Origin of the sequence: Pandoraea commovens, from assembly GCF_024704525.1 — a bacterium.
GTDB lineage: Bacteria > Pseudomonadota > Gammaproteobacteria > Burkholderiales > Burkholderiaceae > Pandoraea > Pandoraea commovens.
This window is the reverse complement of record NZ_CP102780.1, coordinates 3,392,386-3,411,358: the sequence shown is the minus strand read 5'-3', so window position 1 is coordinate 3,411,358 and position 18,973 is coordinate 3,392,386. Positions and strand designations below refer to the sequence as shown.

15 protein-coding genes are annotated in these 18,973 nt (G+C 62.7%); 8 read left to right on the top strand and 7 right to left on the bottom strand.

Annotated elements, in window-relative coordinates; translation table 11 throughout:
• Window position 1 precedes the first annotated feature (1 nt).
• Both cphA (NTU39_RS15585) and cphA (NTU39_RS15580) read right to left on the bottom strand, forming a co-directional pair.
• Window positions 2-2,581 carry a cyanophycin synthetase gene (gene cphA, locus NTU39_RS15585; protein ID WP_150662963.1) on the bottom strand — a complete coding sequence of 860 codons (2,580 nt, stop codon included), beginning with the start codon at window positions 2,579-2,581 and terminating at the stop codon, window positions 2-4.
• Between the two features lie 171 nt (window positions 2,582-2,752).
• Complete coding sequence (cphA, locus tag NTU39_RS15580) at window positions 2,753-5,386, bottom strand: cyanophycin synthetase (RefSeq protein WP_257958007.1); 2,634 nt, start codon at window positions 5,384-5,386, stop codon at window positions 2,753-2,755.
• 298 nt (window positions 5,387-5,684) lie between these two features.
• Here cphA (NTU39_RS15580) and NTU39_RS15575 point away from each other — a divergent pair, with 298 nt between their 5' ends.
• The 3 genes from NTU39_RS15575 (at window position 5,685) to NTU39_RS15565 (ending at window position 9,602) form a co-directional block, all read left to right on the top strand.
• Entirely contained in the window at window positions 5,685-8,093 is a 2,409-nt protein-coding gene (locus NTU39_RS15575; protein WP_246184423.1) for a cyanophycin metabolism-associated ABC transporter, read from the top strand.
• Window positions 8,094-8,138: 45 nt separating this feature from the next.
• Window positions 8,139-8,606, top strand: a complete 468-nt coding sequence (locus NTU39_RS15570; protein WP_150662961.1) for a cyanophycin metabolism-associated DUF1854 family protein — start codon at window positions 8,139-8,141, stop codon at window positions 8,604-8,606.
• Between the two features lie 87 nt (window positions 8,607-8,693).
• The gene (locus NTU39_RS15565; protein ID WP_150662960.1) at window positions 8,694-9,602 is read left to right on the top strand and encodes a recombination-associated protein RdgC; all 909 of its coding nucleotides are present in this window, start codon (window positions 8,694-8,696) and stop codon (window positions 9,600-9,602) included.
• A 147-nt stretch (window positions 9,603-9,749) separates the two neighbouring features.
• Here the strand turns inward: NTU39_RS15565 and NTU39_RS15560 are convergent, their stop codons facing one another.
• Window positions 9,750-10,466 (bottom strand): SDR family oxidoreductase, encoded by a 717-nt coding sequence (locus NTU39_RS15560; RefSeq protein WP_150662959.1) that lies wholly within the window; start codon window positions 10,464-10,466, stop codon window positions 9,750-9,752.
• 206 nt (window positions 10,467-10,672) lie between these two features.
• Between NTU39_RS15560 and NTU39_RS15555 the strand changes: the two genes are divergently transcribed.
• Window positions 10,673-11,299 carry a TetR/AcrR family transcriptional regulator gene (locus NTU39_RS15555; RefSeq protein WP_150662958.1) on the top strand — a complete coding sequence of 209 codons (627 nt, stop codon included), beginning with the start codon at window positions 10,673-10,675 and terminating at the stop codon, window positions 11,297-11,299.
• 28 nt (window positions 11,300-11,327) lie between these two features.
• On the opposite strand, the gene NTU39_RS15550 is transcribed toward NTU39_RS15555, so the two are convergent.
• Window positions 11,328-12,233, bottom strand: a complete 906-nt coding sequence (locus NTU39_RS15550; protein WP_257958005.1) for a LysR family transcriptional regulator — start codon at window positions 12,231-12,233, stop codon at window positions 11,328-11,330.
• Window positions 12,234-12,396: 163 nt separating this feature from the next.
• Here NTU39_RS15550 and NTU39_RS15545 point away from each other — a divergent pair, with 163 nt between their 5' ends.
• The gene (locus NTU39_RS15545) at window positions 12,397-13,110 is read left to right on the top strand and encodes an SDR family oxidoreductase (protein WP_150662956.1); all 714 of its coding nucleotides are present in this window, start codon (window positions 12,397-12,399) and stop codon (window positions 13,108-13,110) included.
• 447 nt (window positions 13,111-13,557) lie between these two features.
• Here NTU39_RS15545 and NTU39_RS15540 read toward each other — a convergent pair whose 3' ends face one another.
• Complete coding sequence (locus NTU39_RS15540) at window positions 13,558-13,746, bottom strand: hypothetical protein (RefSeq protein WP_039397952.1); 189 nt, start codon at window positions 13,744-13,746, stop codon at window positions 13,558-13,560.
• A 360-nt stretch (window positions 13,747-14,106) separates the two neighbouring features.
• Between NTU39_RS15540 and minC the strand changes: the two genes are divergently transcribed.
• From minC to minE, 3 genes are read left to right on the top strand one after another with little or no spacing between them, the layout of a single operon-like run.
• Complete coding sequence (gene minC / locus NTU39_RS15535; protein WP_150663486.1) at window positions 14,107-14,877, top strand: septum site-determining protein MinC; 771 nt, start codon at window positions 14,107-14,109, stop codon at window positions 14,875-14,877.
• 43 nt (window positions 14,878-14,920) lie between these two features.
• A complete protein-coding gene (gene minD, locus NTU39_RS15530) occupies window positions 14,921-15,736 on the top strand; it encodes a septum site-determining protein MinD (protein ID WP_039397956.1) in 816 nt (271 codons plus the stop codon).
• 9 nt (window positions 15,737-15,745) lie between these two features.
• Complete coding sequence (minE, locus tag NTU39_RS15525) at window positions 15,746-16,000, top strand: cell division topological specificity factor MinE (protein WP_039397958.1); 255 nt, start codon at window positions 15,746-15,748, stop codon at window positions 15,998-16,000.
• A 133-nt stretch (window positions 16,001-16,133) separates the two neighbouring features.
• Here minE and NTU39_RS15520 read toward each other — a convergent pair whose 3' ends face one another.
• Window positions 16,134-17,057, bottom strand: a complete 924-nt coding sequence (locus NTU39_RS15520; RefSeq protein ID WP_257958003.1) for a DUF1571 domain-containing protein — start codon at window positions 17,055-17,057, stop codon at window positions 16,134-16,136.
• A 44-nt stretch (window positions 17,058-17,101) separates the two neighbouring features.
• The gene (locus NTU39_RS15515; protein ID WP_257958002.1) at window positions 17,102-18,817 is read right to left on the bottom strand and encodes an AMP-binding protein; all 1,716 of its coding nucleotides are present in this window, start codon (window positions 18,815-18,817) and stop codon (window positions 17,102-17,104) included.
• Between the last annotated feature and the right edge of the window lie 156 nt (window positions 18,818-18,973).

Here is an 18,973-nt window from a genome sequence, read left to right as displayed (position 1 = left end):
CTCAGCGCGCGCTGGCCTCGTTCACGCGTTGCGCGATGTGTGCCAGTGCTTCGTCCACCTGATCGATGAGGATCAGACACAGGTCGCCGGGTTGCAGGCGGGCGAGGGCCGTGTCGATGGCGATGAATTCGCCGTTGATCTCGTCGACGTAGCTCGTGCGGCGAGCGTCGACCAGCCCTTCACGCAGCAAGCGGATCACTTCGCCGTCTTCACGGCCACGCTGGCACTGGTCCTGATACAGCAGCACGTCGTCGAACGCGCCGCCCAGGATTTCCGTCTGGCGGCGAATGTCATCGTCGCGACGGTCTCCCGCGCCTGAAATTACCACCGAGCGACGACGCGCGGGCATGGTTTCGATGGCCTGCGTGAGTGCGGCAATGGCATCCGGGTTATGGCCGTAATCGGCAATGACCGTCGCGCCCTTGTAATCGAACACGTTAAAGCGCCCCGGGGCTGTGCCAGCATCGTTCACGAAGCTCGCGAGACCGGCGCGAATCGTGGCCGCATCGATATGCAACGCCCATGCCGCACCGATGGCAGCCATCGCGTTCTCGACCTGGAAGCCGATTGTGCCGTTGCGCGTGAGCGGAATCGCCGCCAGCGCGTAGCGGGTTTCTTCGCTGCCGTGCGCCGTCACGATGTGCGCGCCGTCGACATAAACCACGCGCTTGCCCTTGGCGCGGTGCGTGGCGAGCACCGGATGCGTAGCGTCGGCCGTGAAGTAGGTCACGTCACCGGGGCACGCATCGGCCATGCGCGCGACCATCGGGTCGGCGGCATTGAGCACGGCCATGCCGCGCGGCGCGACGTTGCGCACGATCACGCTCTTGAGCACGGCGAGATCTTCGACCGTGTTGATGTACGACAGGCCGAGGTGGTCGCCCATGCCGATGTTGGTCACCACGGCGACGTCGCAACGGTCATAGGCAAGACCTTCACGCAACAGGCCGCCACGCGCCGTTTCGAACACGGCGGCATCGACGTCCGGGTGCATCAGCACATTGCGCGCGCTGCGCGGACCGCTGCAATCGCCGGTATCGATACGCTGGCCGCTAATATAGATGCCGTCCGTGCCGGTCATGCCGACACGCAGGCCTTGCTGGCCGATGAGGTGGGCAATCAGGCGAACCGTGGTGGTCTTGCCGTTCGTACCCGAGACGGCCACGAGGGGAATGCGCCCGTCGTCGCCGTCTTCGAACATGGTCGAGACGATGGCTTCACCGACCGCGCGCCCTTTGCCGTACGACGGCTGAAGGTGCATGCGCAGACCTGGTGCGGCATTGACTTCCACAATGCCGCCTGCCTGATCTTCGAACGGCTTGATGACGGTTTCGCACACGGCGTCGACGCCAGCGATATCCAGACCGACCTGCTGTGCGGCCGCAACGGCGCGCGCTGCGATTTCGGGGTGGACGTCGTCCGTCACGTCGGTGGCGGTGCCACCCGTCGACAGGTTGGCATTGTTGCGCAGGACGATGCGCGCACCGGCATCCGGCACGGAGTCCGCGTTCAGGCCTTGCTTGGCGAGCGTCGCCAGGGCGATATCGTCAAAACGAATCTTGGTCAGCGACGTGGCGTGACCTTCACCACGGCGCGGGTCGGCGTTCACCGTCTCGACCAGCTGACGCACGGTGTGCACGCCGTCGCCGGTCACTTGCGGCGGATCGCGGCGGGCGGCGGCCACCAGCTTGTTGCCGATGACCAGCAGTCGGAAGTCATGACCCGGAATATAGCGCTCGATGATGACGTCGCGGCTGATGTCCTGCGCGGCTTCGAACGCCTTCTCGATTTCTTCGCGCGTGCGCAGACGCACGGCCACACCCTTGCCCTGGTTGCCGTCGCGCGGCTTGACCACGACCGGGGCGTCGATTTCCTGCACCAGCTTCCACGCGTCTTCGATGTCGCGCACCGTGCCGCCCAGCGGCACCGGCACACCGGCGGCGTGCAGCAGCGTCTTGGTGAGATCCTTATCCTGCGCAATCGACTCGGCTACGGCCGACGTGCGGTCGGTCTCGGCGGCCTGAATGCGGCGTTGCTTGCTGCCCCAGCCGAATTGCACCATCGACCCTTCGGTCAGACGGCGGTACGGAATGCCACGGGCGACAGCGGCGTAGACGATCGAGCCGGTCGACGGCCCGAGGCGCACGTCTTCATCCAGATCGCGCAAGCGGTAGAGGGCGTCGGCCAGATCGAACGGGCCGTCTTCGAGGGCGGCGTGAATCAGTTGCTGCGCCAGGTCGAAGGCGAGGCGTCCCACCGGCTCTTCGCTGTACTGCACCACCACCTGGAACGTGCCCGGTTCGATGGTTTGCGTCGTCTGGCTGAAGGTCACCGGGCAACCGGCGGCGGCTTGCAGATGCAGCGCCGTGGTCGCCAGCGCGTCGGCCAGCGAGACCGGGCGCTCTTCAGCGTCGGGCGTGAGCGCCGGCAGCTCGGGGAAGCGAGCGCGCAGTCGGGCCTCGAAACCGGCCAGATTGCCGATCGAGTATTCCAGATCGGTGCACGTCACGATCGCCTCGATGGCGGTGTGACGGCTCCAGAGGTTCGGCCCGCGCAATGCGCGGATGCGGGAGACTTCCATAAATTGCAATCCCTGTCTGTCCACTTCGCGTCCCTGTATATCTCAATATGGCAGATGCGTGGCGAGAAAAACGACTGTGGCTAGGTATCTGGTGACTATCTATATAAGAGAGGGCGGTGGCGAAGATGTCTGCCGACCGCCGCTCGTCATTCAACTCTGAGTGCCAGTGACTCAGGCAGCCAGTGCACGCATCGGCTGACCCATCCACAAATGGACGAGGTCGAGCATCGCGGCTGCACCGCCTTCGTCGGCCTGCAACACGAGCAGATCACCGCTTGTGAGCTGGGCCAGCGCGGCCTCGGCGGCGGCACGGCGCTCACCGGCGTCCGTCACCTGCACCTTGCGACCGGCGGCGTCGATGCCTGCGCGCAACTGAGCGCGTGACTCGGACGACTCGCGCTTGCGAGCAATGCTCAAGTCGTCGCACAGCACCACGCGCTCGAACGTCTGCGCTAGCAGCCGGCCTTCGGCCTGAAGGTCTTCGTCCATGCGGTCTGCACCCGGGCCGTAGACCACCGTGCGGCGCTCGGCAGGCAGGGTGGCGAGGGCGGCCGCCAGTGCGGTGAGGGCCGGGGCGTTGTGCGCGTCGTCGACGATCACCGTCGCGCCTTGCTTCTCGAACAGCGTGAAGCGGCCCGGGGCATCGACCTGACCGACGTCGAACGTCGTCACGCCGGTGCGCAGGATATCCAGCGCCACGCCCATCGACCACGCGGCGGCCACAGCGGCCAGCACGTTCTCGATCTGGAAGGCGACACGACCGGCGTAGGTCAGCGGCATGTTGGCCGTTGCGCCGATGGCGGATTCTTCCGTGCCCGTTGCGAGGATCACCTGGCCGTCGCGCACGAAAACGGCGCGCTTGCCAGCGGCGCGGTGCGCCACGATGGCCGGGAGTTGCTCGTCCAGACCGAAGAAGATCACGTCGCCGTCGCACAGCTCGGCCATTTCCACGACCAGCGGGTCGCGGGCATTGAGGACCGCCACACCATCGGGCAGCACGACGTCGACTTGCGTACGCAGCACGCTGAACATGCGGTCGACGTCTTCGACGAAGTTGTGGCCCAGATGGTCCGGGCGGTCGATGTTCGTAACGATGCCGACCTGACAACGGTCGTAGGCCAGACCCTCGGACAGAATGGCGGTGCTGTCGTTTTCGAAGACGGCAGCGGTCACGCTGGCGTTCATCAGCACGCGATTCGCGGCGTCCCAGTTGGCGCGGTCGCCGCCTTGCACCAGACGCTTGTCGAGGAACAGGCCGTCGCTGCATGCGAGACCCGTGTGTTCGCCCGCCAGTTGCAGCAGGTGCGTGAGCAGGCGTGCCGTGACCGTCTTGCCGTTCGTGCCGGTAATGCCGACGACCGGAATGCGGCCCGCGTCGCCATCCGGGAACAGATGGTCGACGATGGCGCGGCCAACCGGACGCGGGGCGCCGTCAGCCGGTTTCAGGTGCATGAGCAGGCCGGGACCGGCGTTGACTTCCACGATCGCGCCACGCTGTTCTGCGAGCGGACGGGAAATGTCTTCTGCGACTAGATCCACGCCGGCGATGTCCAGACCCACGATGCGGGCGGCCAGTGACGCATGGGCGGCCACGCTCGGGTGCACGCGGTCGGTCACATCGAAGGCGACGTTGCCGTTACGCTGGATCAGGACGTTCTTGCCTTCCGGCGGCACGGAGTCGGCGTCGAAACCCTGACGCTTCAATTCGAGGCGTGCCGACGAGTCGATGCGCACGCGATTGAGCGGTTGGTCTTCGGCGCTGCCGCGACGCGGATCGCTGTTGATCTGGATCTCGATGAGTTCCGAGACGGTGTGCTTGCCGTCGCCGGTCACGGAGGCCATTTCGCCCATCGCGGCAGCCACAACGCGACCGCCCACGACCAGCAGACGGTGTTCCAGACCCGTGACGAAGCGCTCGACGATCACGCCGTTGCCTTCCTCAAGGGCCACACCGAACGCGGTCGTAACTTCTTCTCGCGTGGTGAGATTGATGAACACGCCACGGCCGTGATTGCCGTCGTACGGCTTGACGACTACGGGCAGACCGATGTCTTCGGCGGCTTCCCATGCGTCTTCCGCGCTATCGACCAGGCGGCCTTCCGGCACGGGCACGCCACACGATTCGAGCAGTTGCTTGGTCAGGTCTTTGTCGCGCGAGATGCTCTCGGCAATGGCGGGGGTGCGGTCGGTCTCGGCCGTCCAGATGCGACGGGCGGCAGCGCCGTAACCCAGTTGCACCAGATTGCCGTCGGACAGACGCAGATGGGGGATGTCGCGGTCGTCGGCGGCGTCGACGATGCACGCCGTGCTCGGGCCGAGACAGTGTTTGTCGACCAGGCCGCGCAGTTCTTCGACGGCAGCTTCGACGTCGTACGGGCGGTCTTCGATGGCGGCCATGACCAGATCGCGGGCCGCAAACAGGGCGGCACGGGTCACGTCTTCATGCCAGGCGCGCACGATCACCTTGTAGACGCCCGAAATCGGGGTCTCGCGCGCCTTGCCGAAGCCGCCGGGCATGCCGGCGAGGTTCTGAAGTTCGAGCGTGACGTGTTCGAGAATGTGGCCGGGCCACGTGCCTTCGCGAAGACGCTGAAGGAAGCCACCGCGCTCGCCGATGCTGCAACGGTGTTCGATGAGCGTCGGCAGCCATTGGGACAGCCGTTCGGGGAACCCCGGGATCTTGTTAGACGGGAACTCTTCCAATTCCCCGATATCGACCCATGCCTCAAGCACCGGCCGATATGTCCACATATTCGGTCCGCGCAGCGACAGGACATCGAAAATCTCAATGTCTTTCTTTTTCATCTAAGGCTTTAATTCACGCGTCAGGGCTGGTACACAAGAGCCGGCAAGGCCGATTTCATGCGGCACAGCCGGTCGCGCTCTTTCAGTTAACTGGATGCTTAACGCAAAAAATCCGTAAACGGTTGACACCTGCAACAATATTTCGATGTTGCACCGTGTCATGCGGGAACTCCGTGCCGCAAAAAGCGTCGCTGTGGTTATACTTGCGGCAATTTTGCGGACCTGACAGGGAAAGTCCGCGTCGATTCTTCTCCGTTTGCCTCGATGTCCGCCCCTTGAGGACACGTCTGCCGCATCAATGACCGACACCTCCGCCGCTACTCCGTCCGACGCCTCTGCGGATTCGCCCGCGCAAGCTTCCCCTGTGTCTTCCGCTTCCGCCCGGAACGCCGCGTCCGAAACTTGGTATCCGGATCTCGCCGCGCAACTCGCCGACGGGGAGACGGTGCTCGCCTGGCTGCCCATCGATCTGGACGCGCAGTTGCACTTCGCCCGGGGCGTGGTCGTGGCGACCGAGCGTCGGGTGATGGCGCGTGAAGCGCGGCGCGACGGCGGGCCGAGTCAGTCGCCGTGGCAGTCATGGCCTTACCATGCGGGGCTGTCGCTCACGCATACGGACCACGCGGGCGTTGGCTCGCTGGAGTTGTGCGATGCGCGTCAGAAGCTGGTGAACTGGCGTTACACGCTCGGCCACAATCCGGCGGCGCTCACGCTGATGGACACGATCGTGCGTCAGCGCGATATCCACGTGGCCGGTCACGCGGCGGTGCATGAGGCGCAAGAGGCGGGCGTCTGCCCGATCTGTCAGGCGGAACTGCCGCCCGGCGTGGACGAATGCCCGCAGTGCAATCCTGAGATAGAAGCCCCGCCGTCGACATGGGCATTGCTCCGATTGTGGCGTTTCGCGCGCCCGTATCGCTTTCAGTTATTGGCTGGTTTTCTGCTGACGCTTTGCGCTACGGGCGCGACGTTGATCCCACCGTATCTGACGATGCCGCTCATGGACAACGTGCTGATCCCGTTCCAGAACGGCAAGCCCATCGATTACCACCTGGTGGGAATGTATCTGTCCGGCTTGCTGGGTGCCGGTCTGGTCGCGTGGGTGCTCGGCTGGGCGCGCACGTATCTGCTCGCGAAGGTGTCGGAGCGCATCGGCGCGGACCTGCGCACGGCAACGTATTCGCATCTGCTGCGGCTGTCGCTGGAGTATTTCGGCGGCAAGCGCACGGGTGACCTGATGGCGCGTATCGGCTCGGAGAGCGATCGCATCTGCGTGTTCCTGTCGCTGCACTTGCTGGACTTCGCGACCGATGTACTGATGATCGTCATGACGGCGGTCATTCTGGTGTCGATCAATCCGTGGCTGGCTGTTGTGACGCTTCTGCCGCTGCCGTTCATCGCGTGGCTGATTCATCTTGTGCGCGACCGTCTGCGCCACGGCTTCGAGAAGGTCGACCGGATCTGGTCGGAAATCACCAACGTGCTTGCCGACACGATCCCGGGCATTCGCGTGGTCAAGGCGTTTGCGCAGGAAAACCGTGAGGTCGCGCGCTTCAAGGAAGCCAACCGCCACAACCTGATGGTCAACGACCGGGTGAACAAGGTCTGGTCGCTGTTCACGCCGACCGTGACGTTCCTCACCGAAGTGGGTCTGCTGGTCGTCTGGATATTCGGTATCTGGCAGGTCTCGAAACACGAAATCACGGTCGGTGTGCTGGCCGCGTTCCTCACATACATCAGTCGTTTCTATACGCGTCTGGACTCGATGAGCCGCATCGTCTCGGTCACGCAAAAGGCGGCCGCAGGGGCTAAGCGCATCTTCGACATTCTCGATCACGTCTCGAACGTGCCGGAGCCGGTCAATCCGGTGCATCTGAAGGAAGTGAAGGGTGCTATCGATCTGCGCGATATCGGTTTCCGATACGGCAACCGGGCGGTGATTCGCGGCATGGATCTGCGTATTGCGCCGGGCGAGATGATCGGTCTGGTTGGCCACAGCGGCTCGGGCAAGAGCACGCTGGTGAACCTGATCTGCCGCTTCTACGATGTGGCCGAAGGTTCGATCCAGATCGACGGCGTGGACATTCGCGCGCTGCCGGTGTCGGACTTCCGTCGCAACGTCGGTCTGGTCTTGCAGGAGCCGTTCCTGTTCTTCGGCACGATTGCGGACAACATCGCTTACGGCAAACCGGACGCGACGCGCGCCGAGATCGTCGCGGCGGCGCGCGCAGCCCATGCCCACGAGTTCATTCTGCGTTTGCCGCACGGCTATGACTCGCTGGTTGGCGAGCGGGGTCAGGCGCTCTCGGGTGGCGAACGTCAGCGTATCTCCATCGCCCGCGCGCTGCTGATCGATCCGAGAATTCTGATTCTCGACGAGGCGACGTCCTCGGTCGACACGGCCACGGAAAAGGAAATTCAGAAGGCGCTCGACAACCTCGTCAAGGGACGCACGACCATCGCGATTGCCCACCGTTTGTCGACGCTGCGCAAGGCCGACCGGCTCGTGGTGCTCGATCGCGGCAAGATCGTCGAAGTGGGCAACCACGACGAACTGATCGCCCGCGAAGGTGCGTACTACAAGCTCTATCAGGCGCAGCAGCGCAATGTGGATACGGATATCGACGAGGTCGTCGCCTCGGCCGAAGCCGCCGCCACGGTCGCGGCAGTGACCGCCGCACCGGCACAGCCGCTGTCCATCAATTAATCGCCGACTGACCGTCAACAGAACCCGTTCGCGAAGACTTCTTTTATGCAGATCGATTTCACCCTGTCGCGCAACGCCTTCGGTCGTTTGGTGCTGACCGACGCCGAGGGCATCGCCCACGAGGGCGTGGTGCCCGTGCGGGCCTTTCCGATTGCCGCGCCGGACGAAGGGCTGGCGCTCGTGAGCACGGAAGGGCGCGAGCTGGTCTGGCTAGACTCGCTCGACGCGCTGCCAGCAGCGATGCGGGTGCTTGTCTCGGAGGAGCTTGCCGCGCGCGAGTTCATGCCCGAAGTGCTGCGTATCAAAGGCGTGTCGACGTATGCGACGCCCAGCACGTGGACCGTCGAGACGAACCGGGGTGAAGCGTCGTTCGTGCTGCGCGGCGAAGAAGACATTCGTCGCCTCGGTGGACAGACGTTGCTCATCACCGATAACCACGGCATTCACTTCCTGATTCGCGATACGGGCACGCTGGACAAGCCTAGCCGCAAGATTCTCGACCGCTTCCTGTAACGTCTGGTTGCACGATTCGGGTTAGCGCACTTCGCTGCACCTCGGCACACTGGTAAAATCCATGCTTTTGATTTTGCGGTGATGCCGATGTGGTTCAAGAATCTTCAGTTGCACCGAATTCCTGCCGGTTGGTCCATGAGCGTCGCGCAAATGGAAGAGGCGCTCGAGAAGCACGCCTTCCGTGAGGGCGGCAGCCTCGAAATGCAGGTGCAGGGCTGGGCGCCGCCGCGCGAGGGCGGCGAGCTCGTGCACAGCATCAATCGTCAGTTCCTGCTGGCCTACCGGGCCGAAAAGAAGCTGCTGCCGACGACCGTCGTCAATCAGGTGACGCGCGCCAAGGCCGCCGAGCTTGAAGAGCAGCAAGGCTTCAAGCCGGGGCGCAAGCAGATGCGCGAACTCAAGGAGCAGGTCACGGACGAGTTGCTGCCGCGTGCGTTCGGCATTCGTCGCGACACGCGCGTGTGGATCGATCCGGTCAATCGCTGGCTGGTCATCGACGCCGCGTCGCCCGCCAAGGCCGACGAAGTGCGCAGCCTGCTGCTCAAGACGCTGGACATCATCCTCGAGAACGTCGAACTCAACGAAGCACCCGTGTCCGTGATGACGTCGTGGCTGGCGGGCAATGAAGCGCCGGGCGGCTTCACCGTCGATCAGGACGTGGAACTGCGCTCGAACACCGACGAGAAGGCGGCCGTACGCTATGTGGCTCACCCGCTCGACGGCGCGGATGTGCGTCAGCACATCGAAGCTGGCAAGCGCTGCACGAAGCTGGCGATGACGTGGAACGACCGCATCTCGTTCGTGCTGACCGACGCGTTCATCATCAAGCGCATTACGCCGCTCGACATCATCAAGGACGCTGCCGACCCGACCGCGGAAGGCGAAGCCGAGAAGTTCGATGCCGACGTCGCGCTCATGACCGGCGAACTCGCCCGCATGCTCGACGATCTGATCGAAGCCGTGGGTGGCGAGCGTCAGATGGACAAGGCGGCCTGAGCTGGCTGAACGGGAGCGTTGGTGAGCCTTGGTGAGCCTTGGTGAGCCTTGGTGCTCGCCTGTGGCTCACGCAAGACAAAATGTCGCGATACCTGAACGGGTGTCGCGGCATTTTTATTGGCAAGTGCGTAATCTCGTGAGACCGCTTCAGGACTGCGCTTCGGCTTCCAGATCGATCAGATACACGCCCTGCGACAATCCTTGTTTGACCTGGCGCGTGGCGTCATCCACGCTCACTTCCAAAGCGCCCGCCTCGATGGCCTCGTAAGCCTGACGCACGACGTCGGACGGTGCGCTCTTTTCGGCGTCGATGCCGCTCGTGAGGTCGGTGTCGATGTAGCCCGCATGCAGGCCGATCACCTGTGTGTTCTGGGCGCTCAGTTCGCGGCGGACACCGTTCGTCAGCGACCACGCCGCCGACTTGGTAATGGCATATTCGGGAATGTTGCTCGACGTGATCCAGCTCACAATCGACAGCACGTTGAGCAGTGCACCGCCGCCATTGTTGCCAAGGATAGGGGCGAATGCCTGCGTCATGGCCAGCACGCCGAACAGGTTGGTTTCGAGCGTTTCGCGAAGCAGCTCGGCGGCACCCGGCTTGGTCAAGCCTTGGGTCGGACGAGCGATCCCGGCGTTGTTGATGAGCAGGGTCACGTCGCCCGCGAGTCGTGCCGCGGCGGCGACGTCATCCGGGTTATTGACGTCGAGCTTGACGGGAATTACGCCCGGCAGCGTCACCTTCGAGGGATCGCGCGACCCTGCGTAGACCTTCTTCGCGCCGAGCGCCAGCGCCTGTTTGGCAAATTCGAGGCCCAGGCCACGGTTGGCGCCAGTCACGAACACAACCGCATCTTTGATCTTCATTTCACTGCTCCAGCTAGGTAATTGGGCCGCGCCAGTCAGGTGGACGGCGTACGGTTTCGGCTATACTTCATGACAATTGTGATCGACATCGTCATTTGCGATGCATTGTGCCGACTCTGCTAGGCTGATGTCAATGGTGATCGACATTGTCTTTTTTGATCAGTCCGATAGCAGCGATTGCGCCGTCGACGGACGAGGAGCGGTAGATGGGTATTTCCAGAGAGCAGGCTGCAGAGAACCGCGAGGCGATCGTCAGCGCGGCCGACCGGCTGTTTCGCGAGCGTGGCGTCGATGCGGTCGGGCTGACGGCGTTGATGAAGGAGGCCGGTTTCACGCAGGGTGGCTTCTATAACCATTTCAAGTCGAAGGATGCGCTCGTCTCGGCCGTGATGGCGCGAGCGATGGCCGCCAACGAAGTGCGAATGGCGCAAGGCATGGGGGAGGCGTCGGCCTTTGCCGCGTCGGGCGATCGAGCCGTCCCGTCGAAGGTCGGCGTCGAGCAGTATTTGTCGACTGTGCATCGTGACGATGTGGCTTGCGGTTGCCCGGTGGCCGGGTTCGCTGGCGACGTCCCACGCATTGGCGAGGAGGCGCAGGCGTGTTACGCGAAGGGGCTGGCGGCGTCGCTCGAACGGATGACGGCGGCAGGCGTTGCCCGAGGGCTGACGCAGGAACAGGCGACGCACAATGCCATGGCGCGATTCTCACAGATGGTCGGCTCGTTGATCCTGTCGCGTGCGGTGGTCGGTGCCGACCCGGCGCTTTCCGAGGCATTGCTCGCGGCAGGGCGTCAGGCGATTGAAGCGTCCGACGCGGGACGCGCGAACGGCTGAGCGCCGGGGCGCGATGACGTCGTGCTCGTCAATCCTGTGACCAGCGCCACGTCGCGCGCAACTGGTCGCGCAGGAAGTCGATGAACACCCGCGTGCGCGGCGCAACATGACGGCTGTGCGGGTACACAGCGTGCAGTGGCGCGGCCGGAATCCGAAGTGACGGGAGCACGCGTGCCAAGCGTCCCGTCTGGATATCGTCGCCGACGTCAAAGATCGATTTCTGTGTGATGCCTGCGCCATGCAGCGCGAGTTCGTGAGCAGTGTCGCCGTCGTCCACGACGTAGGTATCCGGCACTTGTACACGCAATGTTTCGGATTGCGATACGAATCGCCAATCGCCATGTGGCGAGTTGCCAAACAGAATGCAGTCGTGCTGCCGCAGATCGCCGACGTCCTTGGGCGTTCCGCGTCGTTCCAGATACTCGGGCGACGCAACAAGCACGCGGTAATTGGGGGCCAGCTCCTGCGCGACAAGACTCGAATCGGGCAGGGTGCCGACGCGAATCGCCACGTCGATGCCGTGCGCGACCAGATCGACCCACAGATCGCTCAGCGACAGATGCACCTTCACGTCGGGATGCCGCTCACGAAACGCGACGAGCAACGGCGTGAGATGACGGCGGCCGAACGCGCGCGGTGCGCTGATGCGTAGCACCCCGCCAACCGTACCCGCCTGCCGTGTGATCAGCCGCTCGGTCTCGGCAATCTCCGCCAGAATCCGCTGGCAACAAGCATGGAACACCTGTCCTTCTTCGGTGAGCGCCTGTTTGCGCGTGGTGCGGTTGAGCAGCCGCACGCCGAGGCGTTGCTCCAGCAGCCCGAGCCGTTTGCTCACGACGGCGAGTGACAAACCCAGCTCGCGCGCGGCTGCCGACATGCTGCCGGTGGTGACAACTCGGTCGAAGAGTGTGAGATCCAGTGTCTGGTCGATCATCGGGACGGGATTGTCAATAATTTGAAGAGAGTGATTCAGTTCTTCGGGGGATTATCGTCCTGAGCGACGAGGATCACAATAGCCTCATGACGTTGCTTCCGAGTTGCGACGTCACGGTTGTCTTCCCCGTCCGATTTCATCGATCTCATTCTGGAGTTACACCATGTTCAATTTCGAAGGCCAGCGCGTGCTGGTGATTGGCGGCAGTTCCGGCATTGGCCGTGCCGCCGCACAGGCGTTTGCCAAGGCAGGGGCGGCCGTCACGATCGCCTCGCGCAGTCAGGCGAAGCTTGACGAAGCGCTGACGACCATCGGCAGTACGGCGCGCGCGGTCGTGCTCGACACTGGCGACGTGGCTGCGGTCGAACGATTCTTCGCCGACCATGCGCCGTGGCAACACGTTGTGATCTCGGCGGCGCAAACGCCGACCGGTCAGGTGCGCAAGCTCTCCCTTGACGACGCGCACGCGGCGTTTGATAGCAAGTTCTGGGGGACGTATCACGTGGCAAAGTACGCGCGCATCGAGGACGGTGGGTCGCTCACGCTGACGTCGGGGTATCTGAGCGTGCGGCCGAACACGTCGTCGGTGGTGCAGGGAGCGATCAACGCGGCGGTGGAAGCGTTGGGGCGGGGGCTGGCGCTGGAGTTGTCGCCGGTTCGCGTCAACACGGTGTCGCCGGGGCTGACTGCCACGCCACTGTGGAACAAGCTTTCCGAAGCCGACCGCGAAGCGATGTATCGCAACGCAGCGGAGCGTCTGCCGGCACGTCGTGTCGTCGCGGCGGAAGATGTGGCAAATACCATCCTGTATCTCGCCGGTACACCGAGCGCGACAGGCTCCACGGTGCTGATCGACGCGGGCGGCGCTATCGCCTGAGGCTCCCCGATCGGGCCTGTGCCGCTCGCTAAAATGCTGCGCCGCCACATCCTCCCGGCCCCGAACTTGCGTTCTTTTTGATGTCACGCAAACGCGGTATACCCGAATCACTTTCGGGTACCTATTTCGATAGGGATTGCCTAGAATGAAGTCGTGCCATCCCGTGACATCGAAGAAAGGAGGCCACTATGCTGACAGGGAGCTTGATTGGGACGTTGGTGATAGCGCTGGTCGTAGGCGCGGCAGTGGCCTGGCTGGCAAATCGCAACTGGTGCCGGGAGCATCCGGCGGCGCGCCATACGTGGCGACGCCACCGTCGTGACGTCCGGCACGGTTGAGTCGTGTCGAGAGGTTCGGGCGAATCGACGAATCGCCCGGACAAATGAAAAGCCCGCCTTCCGGCGGGCTTTTTTGCGACTACAGACACCTCTACAACTGGCTGGGCGCTCAGGCAACGGCCTGAAGGAAGTACTTGCCCTGAACAGTCAGGCGGGGTGACTTCGCTCCCGTCTCCAACTCTTCCCACTCGATCAGTTTGCTCTCAAGCAACGATTCGAGGTCAGGGCGATCCAGCTCCACTTGCTCCGGAGCATCCTTCACCAGCATCAGGGTGGCAAATTCATGATGACTCAGCATCTTCGTCTCCCGGTTTGCGGTTCCACAGGGGGTCCCTCGTCAGGGACTTTAAGGATAGGTCACGAAAAAGACGCTTGCGCGACAAAATTCGTACTTTCGATGCTGCTCTGCAGCACTTCTCGTGTTGGACTTTCCCAGGCAGAGAATAGGCTTTGCTGATGACATTGGCATGTCAATCGTCTAGCATTCGCAACGCAATAAACGTATTCAAAATGCACCATGCTGCTGCGCTGCGGCAATGGTGTTTTTTTGGCAATTTGCGGGGGTGCCCGGGGGTTGCCCTGCTTATTAGCGGTTTGCTGGAGGTCAAGGGACGGTAGAATGGCCCAATTTGCCAGCAATCGCGCACAACAACCTGACATGCCGCAAAAGAAAACGCCGTACTTCGAGTTACGTAGTGGTGCCGTAGACACCCTGCATTTCGTAGTCAAGACGCCTCAACTGGACACCTTGCGCACCGAACTGGCGCAACGTTTCGAAGCGACCCCGGAGTTTTTTGCCGGCGACACCGTCGCCATCGACGTACGGCGTTTGACCGGCGACGAACGCGTCGCTGTGCCTGCGTTGGCCGAAATGCTGGCGGAATTCCGCATGAAGCCGATCGGGGTCGTCGCCAACACCGAACAAGCGGGTTGGGCGGTGGCCGACGGTCTGCCGCTTCTGGACAGTCATGAGCGCCACGAGCGCCGTGCGCCGCGCGCGGCACGCGAGGCCAACGATGCCGAGTCAGCGTCGCAGGCAAGCGCCGAGGCCGCGTCGGTGGCGTCTGCACAGGCGGTTCCCGAGGCATCTTCCATCCCCTCGACCATCATCGACAAGCCGTTGCGTTCGGGTCAGCAGGTCTATGCGAAGGGCGACCTGATCATCCTCGATCTCGTCAGTTATGGGGCCGAGGTGATCGCGGAAGGTAATATTCACATTTACGCGCCGCTGCGGGGGCGGGCACTGGCAGGGGTGAAGGGCAAGCTCGATGCGCGCATCTTCTGTACCTGTCTTGAGCCCGAGCTGATTTCCATCGCCGGTATTTACCGGACTGGCGAATATGCGCTGCCGCCCGATGTTCAGGGGCGTTCGGTGCAGGTGCGGCTGGTAGACGACAAACTGATTTTCGAGCCCCTCGGGCTCAAGTAATTCGTAGCTAATTTCATCCTCAAGTTTGGGAAGGCATCGACAGATGGCAAAAGTGATTGTGGTGACCTCTGGCAAGGGTGGTGTCGGCAAGACGACGACCAGCGCCAGCTTTTCCGCCGGCCTCGCCTTGCAGGGGCACAAGACGGCAGTCATCGATTTCGACGTCGGCCTGCGCAATCTCGACCTCATCATGGGTTGCGAGCGCCGCGTGGTGTACGACCTGATCAATGTGATCCAGGGCGAAGCTAACCTCAATCAGGCGCTCATCAAGGACAAGTCCTGCGAGAACCTGTTCATCCTCCCCGCCTCGCAAACGCGTGACAAAGATGCACTCACGCAAGCGGGCGTCGAGAAGGTCATCAAGGACCTGACCGACATGGGTTTCGAATACATCGTGTGCGATTCGCCGGCCGGTATCGAATCGGGTGCGTTGCTCGCGATGCACTTCGCCGACGAAGCGCTCGTGGTGACGAACCCGGAAGTGTCGTCGGTCCGTGACTCGGATCGCATTCTGGGCATTCTGTCGTCGAAGACGAAGCGTGCCATCGATGGCAGTGAGCCGATCAAGGAGCATCTGCTTATCACCCGTTACAACCCGAAGCGTGTCAACGATGGCCAGATGCTGTCGCTGGAAGACATTCAGGAAATTCTGCGAATCAAGCTCATCGGCGTGATTCCGGAATCGGAGTCCGTGCTCCATGCCTCGAACCAGGGCACGCCCGCTATCCATCTGGATGGCACGGACGTGGCCGACGCGTATCGCGACGTGGTAAGCCGATTCAAGGGCGAAGACAAGCCCATGCGCTTTACCGACTATCAAAAGCCGGGCCTGTTGCAGCGCATTTTCGGCTCGAAGTAAGGAGCGCCCATGTCCTTCCTGTCTTTCCTCCTGGGGGAGAAGAAAAAGACCGCCGCCGTTGCCAAAGAGCGCCTGCAGATCATTCTGGCGCACGAACGCACGGGCTCGTCGCCGCCGGCCGATTACCTGCCGGCTCTGCAACGCGAGCTGGTCGCTGTCATCTCCAAGTACGTGAAAATCGCGCAAGACGACATCAAGGTCAGCGTCGAGCATCAGGACAACCTGGAAGTGCTCGAAGTGAAGATCGAACTGCCGCAGACCTGAACGGTCGATGTGGTCGGGCAGCTTCTGTGTAAGTTGTCGGCGTCTGAAGAGCGAGTAAGCGAAAAGCCCGCCACCCTCGATGCAGGGTGGCGGGCTTTCGTCGTGCTCGTGGCGTGTGTTGACGGACGCCGTGTCAGAACTTGTAGTCGGGGTTCTTCGGGTCGAAAGTGGCGTCGGTCCACTGTTCCTTGCGCACCTTCTCGAAGCGCATTTCCTCGACCTTCTGCCCGGCGGCGTCCCACGCTTCGATACCTCGCGGTCTGCCCGTCTTCAGATCGAGCAACACGCGCGACTTGTTGGCATAGTGCTGTGGTGGCCCGGACGGGGCCTCCCATTCCAGTGCCAGCGCGCGAACGCCATTCGATTCGGATACCGAAATTTTTGCTGGCTTCTCGGAGAGTCCGGCGGCGCGAAAGCTCTTGCCGTCGTGTGCAATCTGATCGGCGATGAAGGCGAAACCGAGATCGCGCACCGTGTGATTCGATTGTGAGCGGGCGAGCGAGCCGTCGATGCTGCTCCAGATCGACGTGAAGCCGAAGATGCCGCCAAGGTGTCCGTACATCTCCTTGGGGCGTTTCGTCTCGTCATAGATGATTTCCTGGCCGGCATGCGCGCCGTCAGGCTGCCATTTCGCGTAGATCTGCAACGGGTTCTCGCGAATCTTCACGAGCATGCGGTCGGGCGTGGTCTGCCATTGATTGTTGATGCGCTCGTGACGCGTCAGCTCGTACTGATACTCCGGCAATGCAGAAGCCTCGGCTTTCAGAAAACGTACAAGCGCTTCCGGCTGGATGGCCTGCATGCTGGCGACGATCTGCTCGTCGGGCATCTTCGCCAGTTCGCCGCTCTTGATCGTGCGCGCGAGCCACTGCGTTTGTGCTGCGACGGGCAGGGCGGCGAGCTTCGCCGTGTCGGCGTCCGGGGCGGTGGTAGAAGTGGCAGTGGATGCGGCGGGGGCGCTCGCCTGCGCGAGCGCGGTGGATGCGGCCAGCACGCCCGCGAGCGCACTGACAGTCAGTGCTACGGGCAGTATGGCCAGCGTCAATGTCATTCTCATATTGTTATCTCCCTTTATCTCCATGTGGTGCTGTGGGTCTCTCGCTACCTCCTTGAGACCGGATCGCGCAGCTCGCGCCGCAGGATCTTGCCGACCGTCGACTTGGGTAGTTCGCCCTGACGGAATTCGATGATGCGCGGCACCTTATACGCCGTGAGATGCTTGCGGCAGTGCGCGGCAATGGCTTCGATTGTGAGCGTCGGGTCCTTGGCGATGAGCACAAGCTTCACTCGCTCGCCAGCCACTGGATCGGGCACGCCGACCACAGCCGCTTCGCGCACGCCGGGGTGGAGCATCACCACGTCCTCGATTTCGTTCGGATAGACGTTGAAACCCGACACGAGAATCATGTCCTTCTTGCGGTCGATGAGCCTCACATAACCGCGCGCGTCCATGACGCCGATGTCGCCGGTCATTAGCCAGCCATCGGCGTCGAACGTTTTGGCCGTCTCTTCGGGACGATTCCAGTAGCCGCGCATGACCTGCGGTCCGCGCACGCACAACTCGCCCGGCTCGCCGATGGGTGCCCACGTGCCATCGTCACGCTTGAAGCGCACATCGGTTGACGGCGCGGGCAGGCCGATGGAGCCGGAGAAGTCGACGGCATCCATGTGCGCGATGTCCACGGGGTTCATCGTGACGATCGGCGAGCATTCGGTGAGACCGTAGCCTTCGATGATCGGCTTGCCCGTGACCTGCTTCCATCGCTCGGCAATCGCGCGTTGCGTTGCCATGCCGCCAGCGAGCGACAGTTTCAGTTTGGAGAAGTCGCGTGCGCGGAAGTCCGCGTTCTCGAGCAGGCCGTTGAACAGGGTATTGACGCCTGTCACCCCCGTGAAGGTTTCGTTGCGAATGATATAGACGACCTTTTTCACGTCGCGTGGATTCGCAATCAGAATGTTGCGTCCACCCAGACTCATGAACACCAGGCAGTTCAACGTCAGCGAGAGGATGTGATACATCGGCAGCAGCGACAGATTGACTTCGATGTCGCCGTCGAGCTGATCGGCTGCCCACGCCTCCGTTTGCAGCAGATTGGCCAGCACGTTGCCGTGCGAGAGCATGGCGCCCTTGGCAACGCCCGTTGTCCCGCCGGTGTATTGGAGAAAGGCGAGGTCTTCGCGCACGAGCGGCACCGGCGTGGCCTTCAGCCTTGCGCCGCTCGCAAGCGCCTGACGAAGCGCCATCGCCTGCGGCAAGCGATACGGCGGCACTTGCTTGGCGATGTGCCGCATGAGGAAGTTGACGGCACGTCCCTTGACGTTCGCTCCGGGCTGGAGCAAATCGCCGATCTGCGTCACGAGTATGTTGCGCACCTCGGTGCCCGGTAGCGCTTCCTCCAGCGTTTTTGCGAAGTTCTCGAAGACGACGATGGTCTGCGCGCCGCTGTCCTGCAACTGGTGCTTCAGCTCGCGTGCCGTGTACAGTGGGTTGACGTTGACGACCACAGCACCGGCAATGAGCGTGCCGAACAGGCAGATCGGATACTGGAAGCAGTTGGGCATCATCAGCGCGACGCGCTCGCCCTTCTTCACGCCCCGGGCTTGCAGCCACGCAGCGAAGGCATGGGCCTGACGGGACACCTCGCCATACGTGATCTCACTGCCGAGACTCACGAAGGCGATGCGGTCGCGGTACTTCTCGATCCATTCGTCGAACGCCTGCACGAGCGATGCATAGCGATTGACGTCGATGTCGGCAGGTACCCCGGGAGGGTAGGCACTGAGCCACACGCGTTCCTGCTGAACGGCTTGATCCATCGTTGTCTCCGTTGAAGTTTTCTGCATTTTTATGCGCCGCCATGATCGCGATGCGGCCGATCTGTCGTCGGCTCGCCGTCGTTCGCCCGGCGGCGTTTGCAACTTCCCCTGTGTGGCTTTGCTCGTTGTTTTTTGCTGCTTTGTAGCGGCTTTGTG